This window comes from Marinomonas polaris DSM 16579 (assembly GCF_900129155.1).
Taxonomy (GTDB): Bacteria; Pseudomonadota; Gammaproteobacteria; order Pseudomonadales; family Marinomonadaceae; genus Marinomonas; species Marinomonas polaris.
Genome location: NZ_FQVF01000018.1, coordinates 92856 through 117007 on the forward strand (window position 1 = coordinate 92856; position 24152 = coordinate 117007).

Here is a 24152-nt window from a genome sequence, read left to right on the forward strand (position 1 = left end):
CATCGGTAGTCGTAAAAAAGCCACTTACTGGCATCCAGTAAGTGGCTTTAAATAGACACTATATCTACACGATATTAGCCTTGGTGAGCAAGGTACTCATCGTATGTGCCTTGGAAATCAACGACTTTTTGTCCTTTAATTTCAATCACTCGGTTCGCCAATGAAGAAACGAACGCTCTATCGTGACTTACAAAAATCAGCGTGCCGTCAAAATCTAACAAGGCATTGTTTAAGGCTTCGATGGCTTCCATGTCCATGTGGTTTGTTGGCTCATCCATAACTAAGACGTTTAAGTCCATCATCATCAACTTACCAAACAATAAGCGGTTTTTCTCACCACCAGAACATACTCGTACTTTTTTGTTGAAATCGTCTGCAGTGAACAACAAACGCCCAAGCATCGCTCGTACTTTTAGGTCGTCATGTTTAACGGTACGCCATTTGGACATCCAATCAAACAAGGTTAAATCACAGTCGAAATCATCAGTGCTATCTTGTGGGCAGTAACCTATCACGGCGTTTTCAGCCCATTTAATCTCGCCATGTTTTACATCTAGTTCTTTCATCAAACAACGTAAGAAAGTAGTTTTACCTGCGCCGTTTTCACCAATAATAGCCAGTCTAGAACCCGCTTCTAAAATAATACTACCACCAGAAAAAAGTAACTCATCATAGCCGTGGCCAATATCTTCTAAAATCAAAGCATGACGATGAAGTTTCTTGTCCTGTTTGAAAGACAACGATGGTGTCATTCGGCTTGACTGTTTCACTTCTGATAATTCAATTTTTTCTAATTTCTTAGCGCGAGAACTGGCTTGTTTTGCTTTTGATGCGTTAGCAGAAAAGCGATTCACGAACGCTTGAAGATCGTCCATTTCCGCACTTTTCTTCGCATTTTCAGTTAATAACTGTTCGCGAATCAAAGACGAGGCTTCCATGAAGTATTCGTAGTTACCAGGGTAAATACGCAATTCACCAAAATCGATGTCTGCCATGTGAGTACATACAGAGTTTAAAAAGTGACGGTCATGGGAAATGATAATCATGGTGCATTTACGTTGATTCAACACACCAGCCAACCAGTTGATGGTATGGATATCCAAGTTGTTGGTCGGTTCGTCCAATAGCAAAATATCAGGATTAGCAAACAAGGCTTGTGCTAATAAAACACGAAGTTTCCAACCCGGTGCAACTTGACTCATTAGGCCAAAATGAAATTCCTCTACGATTCCCGCTTCTAATAGAATATCACCTGCTCGACTTTCCGCACTGTAACCATCCATCTCGGCGAATTCCGCTTCTAGCTCACCCGCGCGCATACCATCTTCTTCGCTCATTTCTGGCTTAGAGTAAATGGCATCACGCTCTTGTTTGACTTTCCAAAGCGCCACATCCCCCATAATAACGGCGTCAACAACAGTATATTCTTCAAAAGCAAACTGATCCTGACTCAAGGTACCGACTTTTTCACCTGGAGTAATAGAAACGTTACCAGACGTTGGCGTCAGCGCCCCACTAAGGATTTTCATGAAGGTAGACTTGCCACATCCGTTCGCGCCAATTAAGCCATAGCGATTGCCGTTACCGAATTTTGCAGAGATGTTTTCAAACAATGGCGTTGCGCCAAATTGCATGGTGATATTAGCCGTGGAGATCAAAGGAAAAAGCCCTAAACAGAGAGAAAAGAAAAACGTTCATACAGACCACAAAAGCAGGGTCAAATGACAAACACAAAGATGGGCGAATATAGAGACTTAAGGCTCTAAAGTCGAGGATTAAGTGTCGTTTTTTTGAACAAGTGAGTGTATTAGCAATGATTGTTTATTAAACGAACTCACAACGCTCAATCACGGTGCATGATCGATGCTGTCTTATAAAGTGCCAGTATCTTTTGGTGCGGCAGAAGGTGTTTCTTGGGAGAGGTTTTCTTCATCAGAATGAGGTTGTTGTGAAGCAGTAGTTTGCTCTTCACCTTTAGAGGGCGTGCTTTCTGCAGACGCATTCATTTGCGCGGTACTGTTTGCCACATAAGCAGAAACTTGTGCTACTAAAAAGCTTAATACATCTCGGCTAGCGCCATTAAGCAAATTTTTTCTGGCCTTTCTAGTGATATCTAGCTGTGTACTTGCACCTAAAACAAAGCTAGCAATCAACCCTGTCGGGCTAGTCGCTTTGTCTAGAATATTATCAACAGCGTTATCACGTGACAATTTGGCACGTTTTTCCAAAACCTGAGTACGCAAATAAAGGCGCTCTCGCTTTTGGTGCATTTGTTTAAGACCAAACATATCCTACTCCTCATCAGTTGGAATAATGGCATCCAAAGTACGAGTAAAATCCATGCTTTTCAATGTTCGTTTCACAAAATAAAGCAAGACGATGGAGCTTAAGAAGGTCACTAAGGTAGCGGTTAACAAAATACCAGCAAGAGAAAATCCGTAGCTCCATGCAATCGCGGCACTGCTGGCGATAATTAATAACCAAGTAGTAAGCAATAGGAAGATCACACCACACATTAAGGCAAGGAGCTGGGCACTGGACGTCACCCATAACTTCGCTTCTAATGCTCCAAGCCCCAATACACTCTTTAACCAACTTTTATGAGTATCAATCACATCATCCAAGTCAGATTTTTTTTGCGGTGAATCAGAGTGCTGTGGTGTTTCCATCTATACGGTTTCCATGCTTATTTACGTTTACATAAGAAACTAGCAGCTAGCGCACCTGCTAAGAACGCAATACCAATGGTTTTAACAGGATGTTCTTTAGCATATTCACCAACTGCTGAAGATATTTTTTCAGATTGGTTTTTTGCAGTATCCGCGATTTTATGTGCTTGCTCACTGATTTGGTGAGCCACTTCTTCGATGCGCTCTTGGCTGTGCTCTTTCATTTCAGCAGCACCATCTACTCCTTTATGAGCCGCTTCAGCAACACTATCTACTTTTTCATGTGCTTTTGCTTGGGTCGTACTTTTGGTTGTTGTAGCCATTCTTTATTCTCCTTTTAGAATTAAAATTAACTTTTCAACGCCAATCTAGCGACAAAAAAACTAACTAAGCTTATAGCGCTTAGTGGGCATTACAAATAAGGTAAGAATAGAGTTTCTTGTATTAGTTATAGTAGAGATATAAAAAAACTGAACAAGAAAGCCCCCTTACATTCCGCTATTTACACTACTTGGTTAATTTATGATGGTCAAATACAGTCAGCAAAACGCATCATCTTTCCTTTATTTATGGTTGATCTTTAAAGAATGAAACATCTTATAAATAACTAAGGGCGACCCTCTAAAATGAATAGAAGCATCATTTTTTTTGAATATGTTGATAATAAAAAGGGCAAAAACATACTATTTAGTACATTTTTGCCCTTTTAGAATCGACTCATAACGACCACTCTGCGTTTATTCCGAGTTCATATATTTTTCGAACATGGGGCAGAAGAAACTTTATTTTTTAATATCGACCCAGGCATCCCACCCTTTCCACTCATCCATATCAGAATTACTTACTGTTTCAATATCTTCAAGGGGTTCAGCGCGTCTATTAAACACTTGTACGTTAATCAATTTTTTAATTAAACGAGACATCTAAGCTTCCTTATCTTTCATGATTTTGGAAATATCATGCTAGCATTGAAAAACTAAAGGGTACGTCAGCAACCCCTAAAGAAAGTCTATTTCCCTATTACTCGAACTATCCTTTAGTTTCTTGACGTATAGTTCTTATATGAGGTAAAAAACACTCTAATACGCCTAAAAATAACACTATATGAATGCTTTAAGGAGATTGGTACTCTAGCAAGACAATGATAGAAAAAGTGTCATGATTTTTTCATCCGCGTTACTAATAGCTGCTCGACTCTCACGCCTTCCAAATCCAGTACTTCAAACTTGTAGCCTTCATAGACAAAAAAATCTGTACGCTTAGGCAAGCGTTTTAAGCTGTACGTAATAAAGCCACCAAGTGTTTCATACTGAGTTCGGTCAGGAAATTCTTCTATACTCAAACTGCGCATCACGTCATTAATCGGCGTTAACCCTTCAATCAACCAAGAGTTCGGATCACGCTGTACAATTTGCTCTTCATCATGCGGTGTTAATAAACCGCCCATAAAGCCACCCAATAAATCTTTCACTGTCACGATACCTACGATAGTCGCGTATTCATTTACAATGACAGCAAAAGCTTGTGGCGCCACTCTGAATGCGTTGAGAGCCTCGGAAAGCGTCAAAGTTTCCGGCAGATAAAATACTTCTTTATCAACTTTTTCCGGTTTAATTTGCGCCGGCTCACCTTTTAGTACCAAACGTAATATTTCTTTCGATTCAATAATACCTTCGATTTTGTCTAAGCTACCATTACAGACTAGAAAATCGTTATGTGGATGATCGATAATCTTCTGGCTGATTTCTTCACTACTGTCATCAATATCAAAATAGATAATTTGATCACGAGGCGTCATGGTACTAGAAATGTTTCGAGTTTCTAATTCAAACACATTACCAATAAGCTGATACTCTTGACTCTGCAAACTACCATCTTCAGCACCAGCGTCCATCATGGCGACAATGTCTTCTGTGGTAACAACTTCTTGGCGCTCAATAGGCACATTAAACAAACGTAGAATTAAATTGGTAAAACCATTAAACAAAAAAACCACGGGGGTTAATAAGAAAGTCACCCAAAGCATAGGCGTAACCATTCGAATTGCTACGGCTTCAGGCATAATCATCGCCAAACGCTTAGGTAACAGATCGGCAAATAAGATAAACAGTGATGTTAAACAAAGAAAAGAAAAGACAAAGCTGACTTGATCCAATAAGGGTCCAGAATAAAGCAAGTTTACCACTTGCTTTATATATGGTGTAAGCGCTTGCTCACCCACAATACCGCCCAAAATAGCAATCGCATTTAGTACGATTTGAATCATAGCAAAAAAAGCACCCGGCTTTTGCTGCAAGGTAAGAACAGCTTGCGCTTTAACATCGCCCTCGTCAGCGAGGACGCGCAATTTAATTTTTCTCGCGGCCGCCATGCCTATTTCAGACATAGCAAACAATGCACTGGCAATAATCAATAAGCCAATACTAAACATATCACTCATTTCTTTCTCTCTTTTACGAAAATGCTAACTCAAACGCGGGCAGGAATATTCTATTCCTAGGGCAAAATATATAAATATAAGCGCATTATAGAAGGAAGTTGAGTCGATACAACGCTTATTTTTTATACTTTCAGAAGGGTAAAATGCAATACTAAATACCTTTACGAAGACGTAGAATAAAGCAATTAAACAGTATTAAAAACATCTATTAATTCACAAGGTTGACCATGATTATCACACTCACTACACCAGCCATGTTGTTTCCTGCGGTTTCACTGTTGCTATTGGCTTACACCAACCGCTTTGTGACACTGGCCTCGATTATTCGTAACTTTGACCCAAAGCTAGAAGACGCAAACATTACAGAGCAAATAACCAACTTACGTAAGCGAATTTATTTGATAAGACGCATGCAGGAAGCCGGTGTTATCAGCTTTTTCCTTTGTGTATTATCCATGATGGCGATCTATCTTGAGTACCAACAAATAGGCAGTTACATTTTTGGTGCTAGCCTTATTTGCCTGATGTATTCTCTGTATCTATCTGTCAGAGAGATCACGATCTCTTGCGATGCCTTAGAAGTACATTTGCAACACTTTAGTACCAATTTTAAAAAACAAAATCGAAAAAAATAGAGCCAATCAGGCTTCGCTATCTTAAAATTTGAACATTAAATCCTTTCAAAGAAGAGCTAGCAGAATACTGCGAAAAATATTCGGCGAAGTTTTCGTCCACTATTTTTTTATGGGTTAAGCTGGCATGCCGAAGAAACAGCGTGCCATTTTTGCGAATAGCAAGCCCTTGGTGTGAGACGTTCATATTCGTACCAATATATTGTCTTAATGACCAATCAGGGCGAACCATACTGATCACGCTGCCGGAAGGAATACGATCTAATACCTCTTGGTTAACGTGCCGATCACTGCCAAGAAACAATTCAGTTAAAGGAACATAAGGCAAATAAGCCGGTTCTGGAACAAAAGCCTTTCCTTCTGCATGCAACTGAGCCAATAACTCTCGACAATCGCGGGAAAATTCTGCATCACAATGAATCACATCACTGCTAATACGTTGATACCAGGCGGCTTTATCGACAATCGTCTTTGCAACTCGAGCACCACCATTAGCAACATCTGGCGTTATATCTTGCAAAATAGCTTGATTATTATGAAACCAATCTAAGCTAGGGAAATGATTTCGCGTCACAAAGGAAACTTTTGCATCTTTGTAACGCAAACGCATCAAGTTTGCTTTAAATGCTTCAGAAGTGGATGACATAGCACCAGCCAATACCGTTTCAACATAGGTAGTACAATCAAATACATCAAAACGAGTAAGAGGGTCTTTATCATATTTCCCTTGTTCTCCTTCCCCAACGCTACCACCTACATACTCAGAACCAAGTAAAGTGCGACTCAAAGTATCTATTTTTTCTGCATGAGTCGAAGCTGAAGAAGAGGAAAGTTTAGTAGAGTTATCATCTATTATTTTATAGAAAAGCACTTTATTCGTCGAATCAAGTGCATTAATAGCCATAGCAGGCGACAAGAAAAGAATAAGCGTACTAGCAACAACCGCCTTTTTAAAACTACCCTTCATACACATTCCTGCTCATACAGCTTTCAATTTGAAACATAAAAAAACAATCCTTGTTTAAAAAACAATCGCCCTATTGTGCTAGACTCAACTGATAATTTGAAATAAAGGCTCGACAATGCAAATCAATAACTCGTCATTTATTTATGGCCAACAAGGTCTACAGCGTAGCCAAGACAAGCTAGATCAAGCAAGCCAAAAAGTAGCCGATGCGTCGACTCAAACATTGAGCCAGCCCGCTTCCGCCCAAAACTCTAGACTTTACGGCTCTCCTATTCAAGATGGCTTGATAGAAGCAAAAAGCAGTGTATTAGAAGCGCAAGCGAATGCCAAAGTTCTAGATACTTCCGATAAGACCATTGGCCGCCTCATCGACATAACAGTCTAAACAATCCGATCTACTTACAGCTTAAACATTTGAGTCCAGCAACTCGTGAATTTCATCAACCGATGTAAAACGCACAATGCGAGCAACTTCTTGCCCATCTCGAAGCAAAACTAATGTAGGCCAAAGCTTTACGCCGAATTGGCGACCTAGCCGCTTTCCTTTACCGTCAAACACCTTAATATGAGTTAGCTCTAGATTTTCCTTCATTACTTCTTCGACCGAGTCATGTGAAGCCTGACAATGGCCACACCAAGGCGCACCAAACTCCAAAATAGCCATGCCTTTTAGGCTATTGATCTCATCAAGACTTGGGGATTCTTCTTTATATTCTGGATTAAACCCTATTTGCGTTGCGTGCATCAAAAAAGCCCTCTCTTCAATGTTTGAACAAATCACGTCTATATGAGATAAAGCATTACTAAATAATAATAAGGTAAGGATAAGACACCATGTTCAGTCACGTTATGCTAGGCGCTAATGACATACAAGCTTCAAAAACATTTTACGATGCTACTTTTAAAACGCTTGGCTACGGCGAAGGCTTTGTCGATCCAAAAGGAAGATGTTTTTATCGCACAGATACAGGTTCGTTTGCCATTACAAAACCTATTAACGGCGAAGCAGCGTGTCACGGAAATGGCAGCACAATAGGATTTTCAGCAAAATCTGAAGAAGTTGTCAATGCATGGCATGCAGCGGGCATAGCAAACGGTGGGACCACTTGTGAAGATCTACCAGGCATTCGTGAAATGGGCAGTATTAAGCTGTATTTAGCTTATTTACGTGATCCATCCGGCAATAAGCTTTGCGCTTTGTATAAACTTTGATCATTTAATCGCATCAGGTAGTCGCTATCAGTTCAGTTACTACCTGATAACATTAAACTCTTCTCGACACTCGTCAGAGCCCATTTCGAATTCACGACAAATCCATGGACGATTTTCATAAATTGTACATAAAAAAGTATCTCTATCGACAGCCGAACACCAACCATCATCTAATCTAAGCATGGTTTCTCCTCCCCACTCATCTACCGATACATGTTTGTCTGGCACACCAGTATCACTAATAATCATCACTTCCATACGACAGCAGCAAGCTTGGCAGTTAGAGCAAGTAACATCTGATTCAGCAATATTTTTGAGAGCGATATTCATAAATAACGACGGATTACCAAGAAGAGAAAATTTTGCCCGATTTCGCGAACCAAGCCAACACAGAAGGGAGCAATATACACGTGATCTAGTTTGGAAGATATTGATGAAAAACAAACCTACCAAACCAGATCGATAAAAAAGCGTAAAACCTAATAGCTAAAACTATACTTTAAATCTAACTACCAACTCATTTAGCTCAATGGCTAATCGAGTCAACTCCGCTGTGCTTGCACTGGTTTGGTTTGCACCAACCACCGTTTGCGCAGCCAAATCACTAATGGTCGTGATGTTGCCATCAATTTCTTTTGCAACATTAGACTGCTCCTCTGCTGCGCTCGCAATAACATGGTTACTATCACTAATCGCAATAATACGTGCAGTAATTTGTTCCAACGCCTTCGCTGCTTCAGCCGCAACCGTTTGAGCTTGATTGGTTTTTTGGCTCGTACTTTCCATTGAAGACACGGCTTCATTCGCTGAAAGCTGAACTTGACGAACCATAGTTTCAATTTCACCAGTAGATTCTTGAGTTCGATGAGCAAGACTTCTCACTTCATCCGCCACTACCGCAAAGCCTCGACCCGCTTCACCAGCACGCGCCGCTTCGATAGCTGCGTTTAGAGCCAACAAATTGGTCTGTTCTGCAACAGCACGAATCACGTCAAGGATCTGACCAATCGATGCAACTTGTTCAGCCAACTGGTTAATCACTCGGGTACTGGTCGTCATTTCTTTATTCATATCTAGAATAACGGCCGTCGTATCACCTACACGCGCTTTACCTTCGGCTGCCAACTTAGCTGAATCTGCTGATGCTTCAGAAGTTTGCTGCGCAGTTCGAGCTACCTCATCTACCGCAGAGCTCATCTGAGTAATAGCCGCTGCAGCTTGTTGGATTTCTTCATTTTGTAACATCAATCCATTCGACGAACTTTCCGTAACCGTATTTAATTCTTCTGCCGCTGATGCTAACTGACTCGATGAATCGCCAATATGAATAATTGCTTCTCGTAGATTACCCTGCATTGCTTTTAAAGCATTAGTCAAACGCGTTAATTCGTCATTTCCTTGTGCTGTAATTGGTTGAGTCAAATCCCCCTTGGCAATGGTTTCTGCTGAGATAACAGCATCCTGTAATGGAGTATTGATACTTTTAGAAAGGACAACCGCAATGGTCGATGCTATTGCGGCGGCAGCTCCAATAATAACGATAATTAGTGTGAAGCTTGCATCATATTCTCTTACCGAATCTGAATTGGCCTCATCCGCACCTTCTTGGTTAGCTTTTACAAGTGCCCTCAGTAGACGCACCATATTATCAGCCGCACTATTCATATCAGACACTAAAGCTGAAGCCGCTTCTTTATTACCTTGTATAGATAACGAAGAGACATCGCCTTGTAATTTATAATAACTTTCTTCTGCTTTTTTAAACTCTTCAAATAAATGCAGTTCGCTATCTAAGTTAATAGTTGATTCGTATTCTGATCGGTATTTTCCTACTTCTTTTTTTATATTTTCAAGTTCGACTAAGGTTGCTTTCTTATCACCTTCATTAGTCTCATTCAGTAATCTTAAAGTAAAAATCCTCACTCGCATTAAATTACTATTCACATCACCTAGGCTTGTAATAGCAGGCAATATATTCGTTTCAATCATCTCAGAATTAGCTCGAATGTCTTTCATAGCTGACATAGTAACGCCACCTAGACAAACCAGTAAAAATATAATTATAGTAAAGGCCATCATTAAACGTGACCTGATATTGATTTTCCTTAACATTTTACCATCCTTTTTAAAGAAAAAAACCCTTATTACTTTATCACAAAAAAAACATCTTTTTAATCTAGTTTGGAAGTTATTAATGGAATATAAACTTACCAAACTAGATCAAAAATATATTTTAAATTAAACCTAAAAAACTAACAGTTAAAATTTATACCTTAAATTTAACCACCAATTCATTTAACTCAATGGCTAATCGAGTTAATTCTGCTGTACTTGCACTAGTTTGGTTTGCACCAACCACTGTTTGCGCAGCCAAATCACTAATGGTCGTGATGTTGCCATCAATTTCTTTCGCAACATTAGACTGCTCCTCTGCGGCACTAGCAATAACACGGTTACTATCACTAATCGCAATAATACGTGCAGTAATCTGCTCCAACGCCTTCGCCGCTTCAGCCGCAACCGTTTGAGCTTGATTGGTTTTTTGGCTCGTGCTTTCCATTGAAGACACGGCTTCATTTGCTGAAAGCTGAACTTGACGAACCATGGTTTCAATTTCACCAGTAGATTCTTGAGTTCGATGAGCAAGACTTCTTACTTCATCCGCCACTACCGCAAATCCTCGACCCGCTTCACCGGCACGCGCTGCTTCGATAGCTGCGTTTAGAGCCAACAAATTGGTCTGTTCTGCAACAGCACGAATCACGTCAAGAATCTGACCAATCGATGCAACTTGTTCAGCCAATTGGTTAATCACTCGGGTACTGGTCGTCATTTCTTTATTCATATCAAGAATAACGGCCGTCGTATCACCTACACGCGCTTTACCTTCGGCAGCCAACTTAGCCGAATCTGCTGAAGCCTCAGAAGTTTGCTGCGCAGTTCGAGCCACCTCATCTACCGCAGAGCTCATCTGAGTAATAGCCGCTGCAGCTTGTTGGATTTCTTCATTTTGTAACATCAATCCATTCGACGAACTTTCCGTAACCGTATTTAATTCTTCTGCCGCTGATGCTAACTGACTCGATGAATCGCCAATGTGGATAATCGCTTCTCGTAGATTACCCTGCATCGCTTTTAATGCACTGGTTAAACGCGTTAATTCATCATTTCCTTGCGCAGTAATTAACTGCGTAAGATCTCCCTTAGCAATCTCTTCTGCTGAAATAACAGCATCATTTAACGGTGCATTGATACTCTTTGATAGTACTAAAGCAATAGTTATCGCCATAGCTACAGCTATGGCGATAACAATATTAATCAAAATAAAGCCTTCATCATATGATTTTTCAGAGTCCATACTGGCTTCATCTGCGCCTTTTTGATTGGCAACTACGATTTCTTTCAGTAGTCGCACCATACTATCAGCTGCGTGATTCATATCTGGCACTAAAACCAATACAGCATCTTTATTTCCTTGCATTGATAAGGAAGAAACATCATCTTGCAATTTATAATAATTTAATTCTGCCTTTTTAAACTCTTCAAACAAGCCACGTTCACTATCTAAATAAATAGTCGCTTCATATTCTGATCGATATTTAGCAACTTCTTTTTTAATATTTTCAAGCGCAGCCAAGGTACTTTTTTTATCTTCTTCACTAGTATCATTCAGCAGTCTTAAGGTAAAAATCCTAACTCGCATCAAGTTACTATTAACGTCGCCTAAGCTTGTAATCGCTGGCAAAATATTCGTTTCAATCATTTCTGAATTTGCTCGGATTTTCCCCATAGAAGAGATGGCAACACCTCCCAACAAAACCATCAAAAAAATAACACCCGAAAAAGCCAATAACAGGCGAGACCTAATACTTACATTCCGTAACATTTCTATTCCTCTTAAAATTTCCGTTTTAAAAGCACAACACATCAGAAACAACTAATGAATATTAAGTGCTAAAAGATTAAACAATTATTTTATTCAAATTAAACATATCAAGAAGAAAAAAATAAAAATGTGTAGATTTGTAAATACATAATAAAATAAATAAAATAGAAAAACCCATCAGATAAATAATGTATACTTTTGTAAAGACAAAATTAATTTAAAATAAATGTTTTTCAATCAGTGATTTTCTAATTTATTCCACAGCATAAAACCAATGTTCTAGTTCAGATTTAGATAAAGGGGGAGAAAATATATAACCCTGAACAACCTCGTAACCCATACTTTTTAGACAAGACAGCTGCTGCTGAGTCTCAACACCTTCTGCTATCGCTACAGCACCTATTTTTTTACTAATAGAAAGCACTACTGCACTGAGCTCTTTAGAAAGCTTATTCGGTAAGTCACTAACAAAAGCTCTATCTAACTTCAATTGAGATACTGGAAACTTCAGAAGCCTTTTTAAATTAGAATATCCTGTACCAAAATCATCTAAGGAAATAATTACGCCAATTGAATGAAGGTCATTAATTGCATCAATGAAAAGATCTGATGTCTTTATTTTCTTACTTTCTGTGACTTCAATCACCAAGCTAGAAGCCAAAAGACCAGTCTGATCAAGAAGGGCTTGAATCTCATTTTTTAGGCTAGGATAATTAAAACTGAGAGGGGAGAAATTAACAGCAATCATAGGAATATGAATTCCTCTATCTCGCCATGAAGCTAATTGTAGACATGATTGGCGTAATACCCATAAATCTAATTCAGCAATTAGCCCAAATTCTTCAGCAAGAGCAACGAAGCGATCAGGTGTAACACTTCCAAATTCATCGCTAGTCCATCTAGCTAAGACTTCCACTCCATAAAGACTGTTATCAACAGTATTTATCTGAGGTTGATAGTGCAGCTCTAACAGACTGTTTTTCAAATCAGCACTTAACGCCTGAGCCATGCCATAAAATGGATGTGTTTTGCCCTGATCAAATTCTACATACTCGTTCTGGACAAACTCTACATGTTCGTCCTGGATAAGGAGGCTGTAATATTGTTGATTGAATAACTGAAACGCTTCTACCAGCACTTTCACTCTACGAGCTTCGGAGCCACTCGGCATAAATAGAAGCTTGATTTCTTTTCCAGCAATTTCTTTGAATTCATTAAAGCAAAATGTACGTTGATCGGCGTCTAGCCAGAAGCAATCTGACGGAAGAATATCCTCTCTGTGTAAGTCTAATCGAGCATGCTTTACCTTGTCATTACACGAAACAATCAGATCATTACTGTCTAACACAATAAAGCGACTATTCGTTTCTTGTAACTCCTGCCAATCACGCTCAGTATTCAAACTATCCGTTTTCACAAAAAAATCCTTCTACTGCATGCTTCGATTAACACAGATCACCATCAATTATTTGTCTTTTAGACACAAAGGTTCGTCAATATTGCCTATATGGCAAATAGTGTCAAGTGAATTGCCTCACAGGTTTTGCCACATAGGCAAAATTAAACAGATAATCTTGCCATGAACATTGGCCACGTTATTAAAATTTTGCGTATTCAACGTAAGATGACACAAGAACAAATTGCACTGGAGGCTGATATGGCTACCAGTAATGTTTCACGCATTGAAAAAGGCTTAAGGCAACCGTCCCAAAAAGTACTTCAAAAACTAGCTAAAGCACTCAATACCAAGCCATCTGTGCTCTATGCAGCCAGCGAACAGCCAATAACTAATATTTCGGATTTTTTAGAACAAGAAGGGAATGACGAAAAAAAAGAAGAGAACATTAACCAATTGCTGCTCAACCACGATACACAAGTGGCTCTAAAACTATTCAGCGAGCTGACACCAGACAACAAATCCTTGTTATTAGAGCAGTTAAAAACACTGCATAGATGGCAAACAAAACTAGGCCAATGAATATTTAAGAAAATCAAAAGAGCAGTAACTCAACTTTCTATTACTAAGCTCCATAATAAAAAATTGCAAAATAGTGACAAACCGTCCCACCTACAACAAATAAATGCCAAACAAAATGCCCATAGCGCAGACGCGAATCAATAACAAAAAATACCACTCCAAGCGTGTAAAGAACACCTCCCAACACCAACAGCAGCAAACCATTAGGCTCCATCAAGGAAACAAGCGGTTTAATTACGATAAGAATAAGCCAACCCAACACCACATAAAGTGTAGTGGATATAGCTGGATGGGAAGCTTTACCAAATGCCTTAAGACCAACACCAATAAGTGCTAACGTCCAAACAGCTGCAAGCAAAGACCATCCCCATGCGCCTTCCAAAACCCCCAACATAAAAGGTGTATAAGTCCCAGCGATCAATAAGTACACAGCAGAATGGTCAATCACCCGAAAAACGTATTTGGCTTTGCCTCTTGGCATCGCATGATAAAGCGTTGATGCCAAATACAGCAAAATCATAGTGCCGGAGAAAACACTTACCCCAACAACAAAACTCACATCAGCATAGTCGATTGCACTCAGAATAAGGAATGGGGTACCGACAATAGCAGCCACCAGCCCCAAGCCATGGCTGATGCTATTTGCCACTTCCTCACCTAATGACTGCCCTCGATTAGACACAGTCGAAATATACTTCCCCATACACAACCCCTCCTAAATGCACTTATAAAAGCATGGAACAAGTGGATCGATTTAACAACGAAAGACAGCGAATAAACTATGCAAACTGCAAGAACATATCAAATATCACTACTTGCTACATATCTGTGGTGCCTGATAATCGAGGTTTAATAACTTAAAGTAATTTTCCCCCAAGGCAATATTACGAAAAGCGTTGTCATCTAGATATTGATGTATTCGACTCGTTACTTCCAGCTCCTGCTGATATACCTTAAAGCTATTATCTCGAAAGGCAACAAAGTCAGATCCTGGCAAAATTCGATCCGAATATTGATTTATAAAAGCAACATATTGAGGACGATAAGCAGATTTACTAAAGTAATAGTCCTCCAAAATTCGCCATGAAATATCCAGCATTAAATTGGGATACTGATCTAACAAACGAGACAAGATAGCAATATGCTCAGATGCCTTCATAGATTTTTGCTCATAAGACAAGCCCATGTGCGCCCAGACTATTTTATTCTCAGGGTAAAGTGCTAATGCTTGCTCCATTAAAGGCAAATACAAGGTAGGTGATGCATCGTTTCCGATATCTGAATGAATCGTAATTGGGTAATCTCTGGCTCTTAACTCCGCCATAAAACCAGCCCACTTAGTAATATCTTTCGGCGTTGCTGGCTTATGACGATTATTAAATTGGGCTTGTTTCACCAAATTAACTTCCCCCATCCAATGGAACATACCAGGGTATTCCTTTTCATAAAGCTTCATTAGCTCAATAGTCGGCTCTGGATTAGATAAATCAGTGAAGGTCATCGATAAAGTAAGATGAAGGTCGTCAGGTTTGTATTCCAGCATGTTTGCAGCATTAACGAAATCATTACGAATCGTTGGAGAAACTGGTGTTCCTGGGCATTTCAGGTAATTAGAACAGGATGAATTAGCTGGCAACATTTGCCCAATACCGTAAACATTGGCAAAACGCACCGTGGTGCGAGACAAGTATTCATTTACCTCATTAAAAGGAATCGCCAGGCCATCAAAAGGTCGGTAATGTAAATGCGTATCTACAACAGAGGTGTAAGGCTCTGTCTCTCTGTCATAACAGGCAGATGTGCCTCTAAAGGAATCCAAAGAGCGATTTGCTGGCGTGTTATCAGAAGAAGCACAACCAGCCGCTAATAAAGAAGCCAAAATGGCGAAAGGAAAACAACGACGCATGACAAACATTCCCTATTAAATACATGATAAATGGCAGACAGCAAGAGACATTACAAAACATCCCTTTCTATGTGTAAACCACTATTCAATGTAAATCATGTTTCAATGTACGCTCTTGTATAGATTAAGAGACCTTTGCAAGATTTCACTCCTTAAAAAGGTCTTAACTAAGCAAGAAACAACAAAAGCCCGCCAAACAAAATACGATACCAGCCAAAAGCTACAAAGGTGAATTTTTCCAAAAACGCCATAAACAGCTTCATAACAACAAAAGCACTTAGAAAAGCCACCACAAAGCCGATCACCAAGGGCATCCATTGCTCGCCGGCAAATTCTTTGTAGTTTGAAAGCAAATCATAACCAGAAGCTGCCATCATCACAGGCAACGCCAATAAGAAAGAAAACTCAGCACTCGCTTTTCGGCTTAAGCCTACAAACAAAGCACCAACAATGGTTGAACCTGCGCGGCTAGTACCAGGAATAAGCGCAAATACTTGCGCAATACCAATCCACAGAGCTTGCTTGAAATTTAAGTTGTCCAAGTTATCGACACTAGGTGATTTATGTTTGATCCATCTCTCTGTCATCAGGAAAATCACACCACCAACAATAAACATGGTCGCCACCACAGAAACCGAAAACATGGCTTTTATTTGGTGACGAAACAAAAAACCAACCATAGCGACAGGTAAAAAAGCTACAAATACTTGGCACCACAAACGGAAATGTTTAAATGTAAAACGCTCTTTATAATTCGCGACAACCGCTAAAATCGCAGCCAGCTGAATAATCACTTCAAACGCTTTATTGCCTTCCGTCTGCTCCATTCCCAACCATTGACTGACAACAATCAGATGCCCTGTTGAAGAGATAGGTAAAAACTCCGTCGCTCCTTCTACCAATCCGAGAATGACACTATGCAATACATCCATTAAAACCTACCTTCCACTATTTACAACTACTAATAACAACACAATAAAATCAAATGCATAAAAAACTGCGCCAGCAATATAAAGCATCTTAGGTGAAAGAAAAATAAAAAATGATCAATAAGAAATCTTGACCTAGGATCTAAGTCTAAGGTTTATACTAGGAGGAAATAAATAGGAGCAATATATGTATCGCATTGGAGAACTCGCTAAAGCATGTGACATAAACAATGACACATTACGATTTTATGAAAAAAACGCCCTACTCAGCCCTTCGAGTCGGTCTGAATCTGGCTACCGTCTTTACACAGAGAAAGACAAAGAAATTCTGCAATTTATCTTGCGCGCAAAAGGGGTCGGATTCACCCTTGCTGAAATCCGTGAGCTGCTTTCTATTGAAGTAAACAAAGCCGACAACGCCTGTGCCGATGTAAAAGTCCTTGTCGATACAAAGCTCTCTGACGTCGAAAGAAAACTTGCGGAACTTACTCGCTTTCAGACCTCACTCAAACGCCTATCTGATGCCTGCTGCGGTGGTGAAGAAAGTGCCGAGCATTGCACCATACTCGAAGCCCTAGAATCGAATACAAACAATGTTCGCCATGAGCATTCGCACAGTTAAATCGAGCAAAGAAATAGTTAAAAAAGCGAACCACTTAAAATATTTAAATCATTTGAAAAAAACTTACGATAAACCATAATATATTTATCTTTCTAAATTAAATATTAATATTTATGGCATCATAATAATTAAATAATTACTTACACATCTTTCAGGAAAGCCAGAGGTGAATAAAAAAATAGGAACAATAGTCGACCTACAAGCTGACAGTGCTGATTCAATAACTGACAAACACCTACATTCAGCGACGGTTGAAGACGCGACAATCCAAGCGTCAATGCAACCTTGGGCTAATATGGAATGCTACCAGCTAAGCTCTGGCAAGACGTTAGCCAAGATGGATATCATTGATCTAGGCCGTCAACAGGTTGTTAGGGAGTCACAATTAGCGACTGTACAAAAGGTAGGGGTAACGCCTGCAAACTTTTGCACCATATCCTATTGCACACTTGACCCAAATTTTCGCTTTACCGAACTAAGCACAGACATTTCCGATACGTTATTCTTTTTACCTGAGCAAACTGAGTACGACATTTTTGTCCCTACAGGTGTTCAAACCAACTATGTAAGTTTAAGTCAGGAAACATTTCTAAATAATGCTCGTATCCTCAATCCATCCTTGTGGGAAAATCCCCCACAACAATTAGTCTCACTAAAAACCGATCAGTTTATTCATTTCAAGGCCGCATTAAATCTATGGTTTAATACGGCCGAAGCACTTCGTTCAAAAGGCATTATCGCCGATGACAATATTGTCAGCGATAGTTTATTACAGCAGGTGCTACACATTGTCACAGCGACCAACCTTGAAGACTCTCCCCCTTCACCCACAGAACGGCAACGCGCTTTCCATACCTGCCGTATGGCCCGTGCCTTTGTTGAACACAAACTAGCCGCCGATATCATCCCAACAATAGCGGATATTTGTGCATTCGTTGGCGTATCTGAGCGCACGCTTCAATATGCCTTCCGTGCTTACGTCAATATGCCACCTCTGGCCTACCTTAGACTTTGTCGTTTAAATCAAGTACGTGCGACTTTACTTGTTTCAGATCCTCAAACCACGACAGTGACGGCCCTTGCTATGCGCTTTGGTTTTTTACATCTTGGTCGTTTTGCGCTTGATTACAAACAAGTATTTAGCGAATCCCCCTCTGCTACGCTCACTAAACAGTACCGTTAACTTACCAATAATTAACATTGTTTGCACTTTTGCGGAAACCGGATAGTCCCATTTATTCCTGCCAAGTATCTTAGATAGAATTTTCCGATAAAAGAGCAGAGCGGCAATGTTTAAAACAGTAATAACAAATACATTCTGGAAAAATACATTCGCCAAGTTTGTACAGAAACCCAGCTGCGCCATCACATTAGGCAAACCGTCTACACTTTCTCATGGGCGTAAACGAATCACAGCAACAACCGCTATTTTGATATTTACACCTTTCTACACAGCACAAGCGGAAGACTCAGGTTCTCTTTTACGCGAACAACAAAATCAACAAGACATTCAGCGTTTAACCCCCTTTCCACAGGCGGAAGAAGAACAGCAAAAGTCATCTACAGTAGAAACACCAGAAATTGGTAAAACTATTATTGTTAGCGAAATACGCTTTACTGGTAAAACAAGGTTATTACCCGAAAAAGTTCGCACCCAGATTACAAACAACGTTATGGGGAAACGTCTCGGTATCGTGGGAATTCAAGCGCTCGTCGATACAATAACATCGGCTCTACAGCAACAAGGTCATCTATTAGCAAGCGTCATACTGCCACAACAAGACATTACTGAGGGAGCTATCACTTTCCAGATTATTGATGGGCGTTTAAGCAACATTGCCTTCGATAGATCGACATCAGTACGGGCCAATGAAGAGCGTTTACAAACGATAGCGAATGCTTATATTTCACCGGATCAAGTGACCAAGTCTAAGCTAGAAGAAGCCCTCTTACGTATTAATGATCACCCAGGCGTCACGGCAAAAGCTCGACTAGCGCCAGGAAATGAACCCAACACCAGCAACCTTATTGTAAACGTCAAACAAGCACCTATCTTTTCAGCAACCGCTGCCGTCGATAATTCTGGCTCATACAGCACAGGACGCGAGCAATTTAGAGCCAGCGCTGCATTTACAGACTTATCTGGACACGGTGATTTGACAGAGCTGACTATCGTTTCCTCAGAAGGACAGACATTCGCCAACAGTTCATTTAGTGCACCTATCGGAGTAAGTGATTTCATCGCGCAGGCAAATTACGGATACCTCGATTATCACAATATCGATGATACAGGCAAAACTCTAGAGCTTGAAGGTTATGCTCACTTTTTAGGCCTAGGATTAGATTACAGTCTTATTCGCAGTCGAGACTTCAACTTACACCTTAATAGCAGTCTAAATGCCAAAGCATTAGTTGATGACAGTATCTCTGGACATTTACAGGATAAACGCTCGCTGATAGGAACAATCGAATTGGCTGGCGATTCACGTGATCGCTTTATGGGAAATGGAATCACTTATTGGTCGGCGGCATGGAGTTATGGTGATCTAGATCTTTCAGGAGTCGAATCTGCACTGAGTAGCGATCAAGCCGGTTTAAAAACCAATGGACAATTCCAGCGCGTAAATGCCAGCCTCACCAGATTACAAAAACTACCCGCAACATTCTCATTATTTGGTCGTGTACGTGGACAATGGGCTAACAAAAACCTCGACAGTTCAGAAGATTTTTCTTTAGGTGGTCCTTATAGCGTACGTGGCTGGCCCATAGGCGAAGGTAGGGGCGATATGGGAACTATCAGTACTATTGAGTTGCGTTACGACGCTCCTACAGCAACATCATGGGGTCAATTACAGTTTGCAACCTTTTTCGATGCCGGACATATCTGGGTAAACAAAAATCCAAACGACGTCGCGTCCACCATTGCCTGCGGTTGTAATGATTACAGTCTTACAAGCGCCGGCGTATCGGCACTTTGGACCCATAAATTCTTCAATTTATCTGCTACTTATGCACAAGGAATAGGCGACAACCCGGGACGTTCCTCAAGCACCGACCAAAATGCAGACAACAGCAAAAACCATCATCAATTTTGGCTAACTGCCATGGCTAAATTCTGAGGAAACAACCATGAACAAGATCTATAAAGTCATTTATTCAAAAACCCTCGGCTGTTTGGTAGTTGTGTCCGAGTCTGCAAAATATGCTGGCGGTAAAAAAACCGCTCGCCGTAAGCTTGTTAGTCTGGTGGCGGCTTCTAGCCTGTTGTCGATGCCGGTGTTTGCGGATAATTTACCCACTGGTGGGCAGGTTGTGTCTGGTGCGGCGTCTATTTCTTCGAATGGCTCGGCCATGACAGTTAATCAATCTACCGATAAAATGATCGCCAACTGGCAGAGTTTTTCTGTCGGTGCTGGAAATTCGGTCACCTTTAATCAGCCCAGTGTGTCATCCGTGGCGCTCAACCGTGTGGTGGGCCACGATGCTAGCCAAATTCTTGGTAACCTGAACTCTAATGGCCAAGTGTTTCTGATCAACCCCAATGGCGTAGCCGTAGGCGCATCGGGCAGCGTACAAACAGGCGGTTTTATCGCGTCGACACTGGACATCACTAACGAGAATTTTCTTTCTGGAAAGTATCAATTCACTGGTATTGGTGGCTCGATTAGCAATAAGGGGAATATTACTGGCCGTATTGTCGCGCTGATTGCGCCTTCTGTCACCAACGAAGGTTCAATTAACAGCAATTCTATTAACAATACGTCATCGGATTCCGTATCCAGCGTAGCATTGGCGGCGGGTACCGATGTTCTGCTCGACTTTGATGGCGATGGTTTGCTGTCTGTCGAGGTAAAAGCCAATACCCTTGCCAGCTTGGTTGAAAACAAAGGCTTAATTCAAACCGATGGCGGCGTCGCCATTCTAACCGCTAAAGGCGCATCCGATGTCCTAAAAGGCGTGGTAAACAACTCAGGGATGATTCAAGCCAATACCCTCGCCAGCCAGAACGGACGTATTTTATTGCTGGGCGATATGAGCAATGGTGAAGTCATTGCTTCTGGTTCTCTTGAAGCTAATTTTGTTGAAACGTCGGCGGCAACGGTTAAAATCGATAAGGATCTTAAAGTAGCAACCAACGGCGGCGAATGGCTAATCGACCCAGTAAATATCACCGTAGATTCGGCCATGGCAACGGCGACACAAAACTCTCTGACGACAGGTGATGTCACCATAACCACAGCGGGAGCAGGTTCAGACGAAGGCAATATTACGGTTGACGCTTCTATTAATTGGAGTACTAACACCCTCACCTTACGTGCCGATAACGACATCATCGTCAATGCTGAACTAACAAGCACAGGCACCACATCCAGCGATGGACTAGTGCTGCAATACGCGCAAACTACCTCAACAGGCGACTATTCTATCAATGCACCCGTTAACCTCGCGACAGGAAGCTTATTCCAAACGAAAAAAGGCAGTGATGCCGCCATCACTTATACCGTTATTACAAGCCTCGGTTCAGAAGGTTCCACCACAGGAACAGACTTACAAGGTATTAATGGCGGACTTAACGGCAATTATGTCCTCGGCGCGAATATCGACGCTTCAGCCACATCAGCATGGAACAGCAACGCAGGTTTTGATCCGCTTGGCGATGGAACGAACAACTTCACTGGCACATTCGATGGGCTTGGACATACCATCTCAAATCTTTTTATTGATAGAGACACAACAGGTTTTGTAGGACTCTTTGCAGGTGCAGAAAACTCAACTATTCGAAATGTTGGGCTTCTTGGCGCAGATATTACGGGTCATACTAATGTTGGCAGTCTTGCAGGATACCTCTCTAACACAACCAAAGTTTCAAACTCTTATGCAACAGGAAGTATAAATGGTTATTCAGTTGTCGGAGGTCTTGCTGGATACAACAGGGGAAACATTACAAACACATATTCAACAGCAAACGCAACAGCTACCAATGGTGTGGCGGGAGGTTTCATAGGAAGAAATGACGGGACAATATCAAACGCTTATGCTACAGGAAACGTTAGTGGTAATTCTGCCGTTGGTGGTTTCTTTGGAACTAGCTCAATAGGTGGATCCGTTTCAAACTCTTATGCGACAGGAAAAATAACCGGCGATGGTAATAATGTGGGTGGGTTTGCAGGAAGGATGGAGGGTTCAATTTCCAATGTCTATTGGGATATAGATGGTACAGGGCAAACTGATGCTGTTGGGTACGGGATTTCATCTGGAATAACTGGTGTTTACAGCTCAACAAACACAATAGATGCCTTTTCTGAAGCAATTTACGCTGGTTTTGATTTTACAAATGGCTGGTACATGATTGAAGGCTCTACCCGTCCTTTCTTACGCTCAGAATACTCAACTACTATTTCTAATGACCATCAACTCCAACTGATGGCGATGGACTTAACCGCATCATACACCTTAGCAAACGACATTATTTATAGCGGCGATATGTGGAGCAGTAGTGGTTTTAGTTCTATTGGGAGCCAGTCTACAAGATTCAGGGGGAATTTTGATGGCGTAGGACATACCATTTCTGATCTTTTTATCAATAGAGATAACACTGACTTTATCGGCTTATTCGGATTTTTAGATTCTAGCTCAACCATAAAGAACATTGGACTTATAAATGCAGACATAACAGGAAAAGATTATATCGGTGGTTTAGTAGGATGGAATTATGGTGCTATTAATAATAGTTTCACAACAGGAAAAATAATGGGAAATGACAGTGTTGGGGGGCTAATAGGTTCAAGTGAAAATAACATTACCATCAAAGATTCTTACTCTTTTGCTAGTGTAGATGGTAACGACTATATTGGAGGTTTAGTTGGGTATAATGCAAGAGGAATTGAAAATAGTTACGCTACAGGAACAGTAAATGGCAATAATTATGTTGGAGGCTTAGTTGGAAGTAGTGGCAGTTCTAGTAGCCAAATTATAAATAGCTATGCAACAGGCCAAGTCACAACCATTAATGATTATGCTGGTGGTTTGGCTGGATCCTCTGCGGGTTCAATTACAAACAGCTATGCAACAGGCAGTGTCAATAGTGGTCGTTATTATGTGGGGGGACTGGTTGCAGCCAATAGTGGTGGCACAATCACGAATAGTTACTGGGATATTGATACCACAGGACGGACAATTGGTGTTGGACAAGATAGCGGCACTATTACAAATCTAAAAGGCGTTTATAGTAGTACAGGCACAATTGATGCCTTTATCCAAGATACTTACACAGGCTTTGACTTCACCAATGACTGGATACTCTACGAAGGATATACTCGTCCACTACTAAGAAATTTTATGACAACGTTAACTGTTACAGCTAATGATGCAACTAAAACCTATGATGGAAGTGCGTATTCTGGAGCGAATGGCGTAACCTACTCTACTACGCCAAATAGTAATCTTTTAGGAACTGTAAATTATTCTGGAACCAGTCAAGGCGCTAACAATACCGGCACTTATACCTTAACGCCATCTGGATTATATTCAAATCAACAAGGTTATATTATCTCCTATGTAGATGGATCGCTGACCATTGATCCGAAAGTTATCACCGCAACCTATACTGCAGATAATAAAGTCTATGATGGCAATACCGATGTTACCGTAAATGGAAGTTTGTCAGGAATAATAAGAGGAGATGATGTCAGTTTTTCACAAACAGCAGAATTTGATAATAAAAACGCAGGAGAAAATAAAACCGTTACTGTTTCCGGTTTAACTCTAAGTGGCGACGATGCCGCTAACTATTCCTTAGCAAGCACCACGGCGGTGACCACAGCGGACATAGCCAAAGCGGTTATCTCCGCCATTACAGGCATTACAGCCGATGACAAAACATACGATGGCAACACAACAGCGACGCTGGA

At 40.7% G+C, this 24152-nt stretch carries 23 protein-coding genes; 8 read left to right on the plus strand and 15 right to left on the minus strand.

The window, feature by feature from the left end; translation table 11 throughout:
* Nucleotides 1-74: 74 nt before the first annotated feature.
* The 6 genes from BUA59_RS17830 to paeA all read right to left on the minus strand — a co-directional run bounded on the left by BUA59_RS17830 (nt 75) and on the right by paeA (nt 5109).
* The gene (locus tag BUA59_RS17830; RefSeq protein WP_072841025.1) at nt 75-1658 is read right to left on the minus strand and encodes an ABC-F family ATPase; all 1584 of its coding nucleotides are present in this window, start codon (nt 1656-1658) and stop codon (nt 75-77) included.
* Between the two features lie 213 nt (nt 1659-1871).
* Nucleotides 1872-2288 (minus strand): hypothetical protein, encoded by a 417-nt coding sequence (locus BUA59_RS17835; protein WP_072841026.1) that lies wholly within the window; start codon nt 2286-2288, stop codon nt 1872-1874.
* Between the two features lie 3 nt (nt 2289-2291).
* The gene (locus BUA59_RS17840; RefSeq protein ID WP_072841027.1) at nt 2292-2669 is read right to left on the minus strand and encodes a hypothetical protein; all 378 of its coding nucleotides are present in this window, start codon (nt 2667-2669) and stop codon (nt 2292-2294) included.
* A 17-nt stretch (nt 2670-2686) separates the two neighbouring features.
* A complete protein-coding gene (locus tag BUA59_RS17845) occupies nt 2687-2992 on the minus strand; it encodes a DUF883 C-terminal domain-containing protein (RefSeq protein ID WP_072841028.1) in 306 nt (101 codons plus the stop codon).
* 459 nt (nt 2993-3451) lie between these two features.
* Nucleotides 3452-3592 carry a hypothetical protein gene (locus BUA59_RS23910; protein ID WP_175550796.1) on the minus strand — a complete coding sequence of 47 codons (141 nt, stop codon included), beginning with the start codon at nt 3590-3592 and terminating at the stop codon, nt 3452-3454.
* Between the two features lie 233 nt (nt 3593-3825).
* Entirely contained in the window at nt 3826-5109 is a 1284-nt protein-coding gene (paeA, locus tag BUA59_RS17850; protein ID WP_072841029.1) for a polyamine export protein PaeA, read from the minus strand.
* Between the two features lie 227 nt (nt 5110-5336).
* Here paeA and BUA59_RS17855 point away from each other — a divergent pair, with 227 nt between their 5' ends.
* Nucleotides 5337-5744 carry a DUF2721 domain-containing protein gene (locus BUA59_RS17855; RefSeq protein ID WP_072841030.1) on the plus strand — a complete coding sequence of 136 codons (408 nt, stop codon included), beginning with the start codon at nt 5337-5339 and terminating at the stop codon, nt 5742-5744.
* 16 nt (nt 5745-5760) lie between these two features.
* Here the strand turns inward: BUA59_RS17855 and BUA59_RS17860 are convergent, their stop codons facing one another.
* Nucleotides 5761-6708, minus strand: coding sequence for an N-acetylmuramoyl-L-alanine amidase-like domain-containing protein (locus tag BUA59_RS17860; protein ID WP_072841031.1), 948 nt, complete (start codon nt 6706-6708; stop codon nt 5761-5763).
* A gap of 115 nt (nt 6709-6823) precedes the next feature.
* On the opposite strand from BUA59_RS17860, the gene BUA59_RS17865 reads away from it, so the two are divergent.
* Nucleotides 6824-7093 (plus strand): hypothetical protein, encoded by a 270-nt coding sequence (locus BUA59_RS17865; RefSeq protein WP_072841032.1) that lies wholly within the window; start codon nt 6824-6826, stop codon nt 7091-7093.
* 21 nt (nt 7094-7114) lie between these two features.
* Here BUA59_RS17865 and BUA59_RS17870 read toward each other — a convergent pair whose 3' ends face one another.
* Entirely contained in the window at nt 7115-7453 is a 339-nt protein-coding gene (locus tag BUA59_RS17870; RefSeq protein WP_072841033.1) for a thioredoxin family protein, read from the minus strand.
* 89 nt (nt 7454-7542) lie between these two features.
* Between BUA59_RS17870 and BUA59_RS17875 the strand changes: the two genes are divergently transcribed.
* Nucleotides 7543-7920: a VOC family protein gene (locus BUA59_RS17875; protein ID WP_072841034.1), complete on the plus strand. Its 378-nt coding sequence runs from the start codon at nt 7543-7545 to the stop codon at nt 7918-7920.
* A gap of 39 nt (nt 7921-7959) precedes the next feature.
* On the opposite strand, the gene BUA59_RS17880 is transcribed toward BUA59_RS17875, so the two are convergent.
* From BUA59_RS17880 to BUA59_RS17895, 4 genes are all read right to left on the minus strand, one after another.
* Nucleotides 7960-8250, minus strand: coding sequence for a YkgJ family cysteine cluster protein (locus BUA59_RS17880; RefSeq protein ID WP_072841035.1), 291 nt, complete (start codon nt 8248-8250; stop codon nt 7960-7962).
* A gap of 162 nt (nt 8251-8412) precedes the next feature.
* Nucleotides 8413-10032 carry a methyl-accepting chemotaxis protein gene (locus tag BUA59_RS17885; protein ID WP_072841036.1) on the minus strand — a complete coding sequence of 540 codons (1620 nt, stop codon included), beginning with the start codon at nt 10030-10032 and terminating at the stop codon, nt 8413-8415.
* A gap of 154 nt (nt 10033-10186) precedes the next feature.
* Complete coding sequence (locus BUA59_RS17890) at nt 10187-11806, minus strand: methyl-accepting chemotaxis protein (protein WP_072841037.1); 1620 nt, start codon at nt 11804-11806, stop codon at nt 10187-10189.
* Nucleotides 11807-12059: 253 nt separating this feature from the next.
* Nucleotides 12060-13223 (minus strand): EAL domain-containing protein, encoded by a 1164-nt coding sequence (locus tag BUA59_RS17895; protein WP_072841038.1) that lies wholly within the window; start codon nt 13221-13223, stop codon nt 12060-12062.
* 162 nt (nt 13224-13385) lie between these two features.
* On the opposite strand from BUA59_RS17895, the gene BUA59_RS17900 reads away from it, so the two are divergent.
* Nucleotides 13386-13784 carry a helix-turn-helix domain-containing protein gene (locus BUA59_RS17900; protein WP_072841039.1) on the plus strand — a complete coding sequence of 133 codons (399 nt, stop codon included), beginning with the start codon at nt 13386-13388 and terminating at the stop codon, nt 13782-13784.
* A gap of 43 nt (nt 13785-13827) precedes the next feature.
* Here BUA59_RS17900 and trhA read toward each other — a convergent pair whose 3' ends face one another.
* The 3 genes from trhA to BUA59_RS17915 all read right to left on the minus strand — a co-directional run bounded on the left by trhA (nt 13828) and on the right by BUA59_RS17915 (nt 16622).
* Nucleotides 13828-14487, minus strand: a complete 660-nt coding sequence (trhA, locus tag BUA59_RS17905; RefSeq protein WP_072841040.1) for a PAQR family membrane homeostasis protein TrhA — start codon at nt 14485-14487, stop codon at nt 13828-13830.
* 108 nt (nt 14488-14595) lie between these two features.
* A complete protein-coding gene (locus tag BUA59_RS17910; RefSeq protein WP_084122526.1) occupies nt 14596-15690 on the minus strand; it encodes an amidohydrolase family protein in 1095 nt (364 codons plus the stop codon).
* A 167-nt stretch (nt 15691-15857) separates the two neighbouring features.
* Nucleotides 15858-16622: an undecaprenyl-diphosphate phosphatase gene (locus tag BUA59_RS17915; RefSeq protein WP_072841042.1), complete on the minus strand. Its 765-nt coding sequence runs from the start codon at nt 16620-16622 to the stop codon at nt 15858-15860.
* Nucleotides 16623-16806: 184 nt separating this feature from the next.
* On the opposite strand from BUA59_RS17915, the gene zntR reads away from it, so the two are divergent.
* The 4 genes from zntR to BUA59_RS17935 form a co-directional block, all read left to right on the plus strand.
* Entirely contained in the window at nt 16807-17241 is a 435-nt protein-coding gene (zntR, locus tag BUA59_RS17920; RefSeq protein ID WP_072841043.1) for a Zn(2+)-responsive transcriptional regulator, read from the plus strand.
* 166 nt (nt 17242-17407) lie between these two features.
* Nucleotides 17408-18424 carry a helix-turn-helix domain-containing protein gene (locus tag BUA59_RS17925; protein WP_072841044.1) on the plus strand — a complete coding sequence of 339 codons (1017 nt, stop codon included), beginning with the start codon at nt 17408-17410 and terminating at the stop codon, nt 18422-18424.
* A gap of 106 nt (nt 18425-18530) precedes the next feature.
* Nucleotides 18531-20360, plus strand: coding sequence for a ShlB/FhaC/HecB family hemolysin secretion/activation protein (locus BUA59_RS17930; RefSeq protein ID WP_084122528.1), 1830 nt, complete (start codon nt 18531-18533; stop codon nt 20358-20360).
* A gap of 10 nt (nt 20361-20370) precedes the next feature.
* The coding region (locus BUA59_RS17935) for a GLUG motif-containing protein (RefSeq protein ID WP_072841045.1) at nt 20371-24152 on the plus strand (3782 nt) is incomplete at its 3' end.

Excerpts from the sequence above, each read along its gene's own strand:
- BUA59_RS17835 (WP_072841026.1), bottom strand. The coding sequence starts at position 2,288 with ATGTTTGGTCTTAAACAAATGCACCAAAAGCGAGAGCGCCTTTATTTG.
- BUA59_RS17930 (WP_084122528.1), top strand. The coding sequence starts at position 18,531 with ATGTTTAAAACAGTAATAACAAATACATTCTGGAAAAATACATTCGCC.
- BUA59_RS17870 (WP_072841033.1), bottom strand. The coding sequence starts at position 7,453 with ATGCACGCAACGCAAATAGGGTTTAATCCAGAATATAAAGAAGAATCC.
- trhA (WP_072841040.1), bottom strand. The coding sequence starts at position 14,487 with ATGGGGAAGTATATTTCGACTGTGTCTAATCGAGGGCAGTCATTAGGT.
- BUA59_RS17860 (WP_072841031.1), bottom strand. The coding sequence starts at position 6,708 with ATGAAGGGTAGTTTTAAAAAGGCGGTTGTTGCTAGTACGCTTATTCTT.
- paeA (WP_072841029.1), bottom strand. The coding sequence starts at position 5,109 with ATGAGTGATATGTTTAGTATTGGCTTATTGATTATTGCCAGTGCATTG.
- BUA59_RS17910 (WP_084122526.1), bottom strand. The coding sequence starts at position 15,690 with ATGCGTCGTTGTTTTCCTTTCGCCATTTTGGCTTCTTTATTAGCGGCT.
- BUA59_RS17845 (WP_072841028.1), bottom strand. The coding sequence starts at position 2,992 with ATGGCTACAACAACCAAAAGTACGACCCAAGCAAAAGCACATGAAAAA.
- BUA59_RS17840 (WP_072841027.1), bottom strand. The coding sequence starts at position 2,669 with ATGGAAACACCACAGCACTCTGATTCACCGCAAAAAAAATCTGACTTG.
- BUA59_RS17890 (WP_072841037.1), bottom strand. The coding sequence starts at position 11,806 with ATGTTACGGAATGTAAGTATTAGGTCTCGCCTGTTATTGGCTTTTTCG.
- BUA59_RS17915 (WP_072841042.1), bottom strand. The coding sequence starts at position 16,622 with ATGGATGTATTGCATAGTGTCATTCTCGGATTGGTAGAAGGAGCGACG.
- zntR (WP_072841043.1), top strand. The coding sequence starts at position 16,807 with ATGTATCGCATTGGAGAACTCGCTAAAGCATGTGACATAAACAATGAC.
- BUA59_RS17865 (WP_072841032.1), top strand. The coding sequence starts at position 6,824 with ATGCAAATCAATAACTCGTCATTTATTTATGGCCAACAAGGTCTACAG.
- BUA59_RS23910 (WP_175550796.1), bottom strand. The coding sequence starts at position 3,592 with ATGTCTCGTTTAATTAAAAAATTGATTAACGTACAAGTGTTTAATAGA.
- BUA59_RS17855 (WP_072841030.1), top strand. The coding sequence starts at position 5,337 with ATGATTATCACACTCACTACACCAGCCATGTTGTTTCCTGCGGTTTCA.
- BUA59_RS17900 (WP_072841039.1), top strand. The coding sequence starts at position 13,386 with ATGAACATTGGCCACGTTATTAAAATTTTGCGTATTCAACGTAAGATG.
- BUA59_RS17875 (WP_072841034.1), top strand. The coding sequence starts at position 7,543 with ATGTTCAGTCACGTTATGCTAGGCGCTAATGACATACAAGCTTCAAAA.
- BUA59_RS17880 (WP_072841035.1), bottom strand. The coding sequence starts at position 8,250 with ATGAATATCGCTCTCAAAAATATTGCTGAATCAGATGTTACTTGCTCT.
- BUA59_RS17885 (WP_072841036.1), bottom strand. The coding sequence starts at position 10,032 with ATGTTAAGGAAAATCAATATCAGGTCACGTTTAATGATGGCCTTTACT.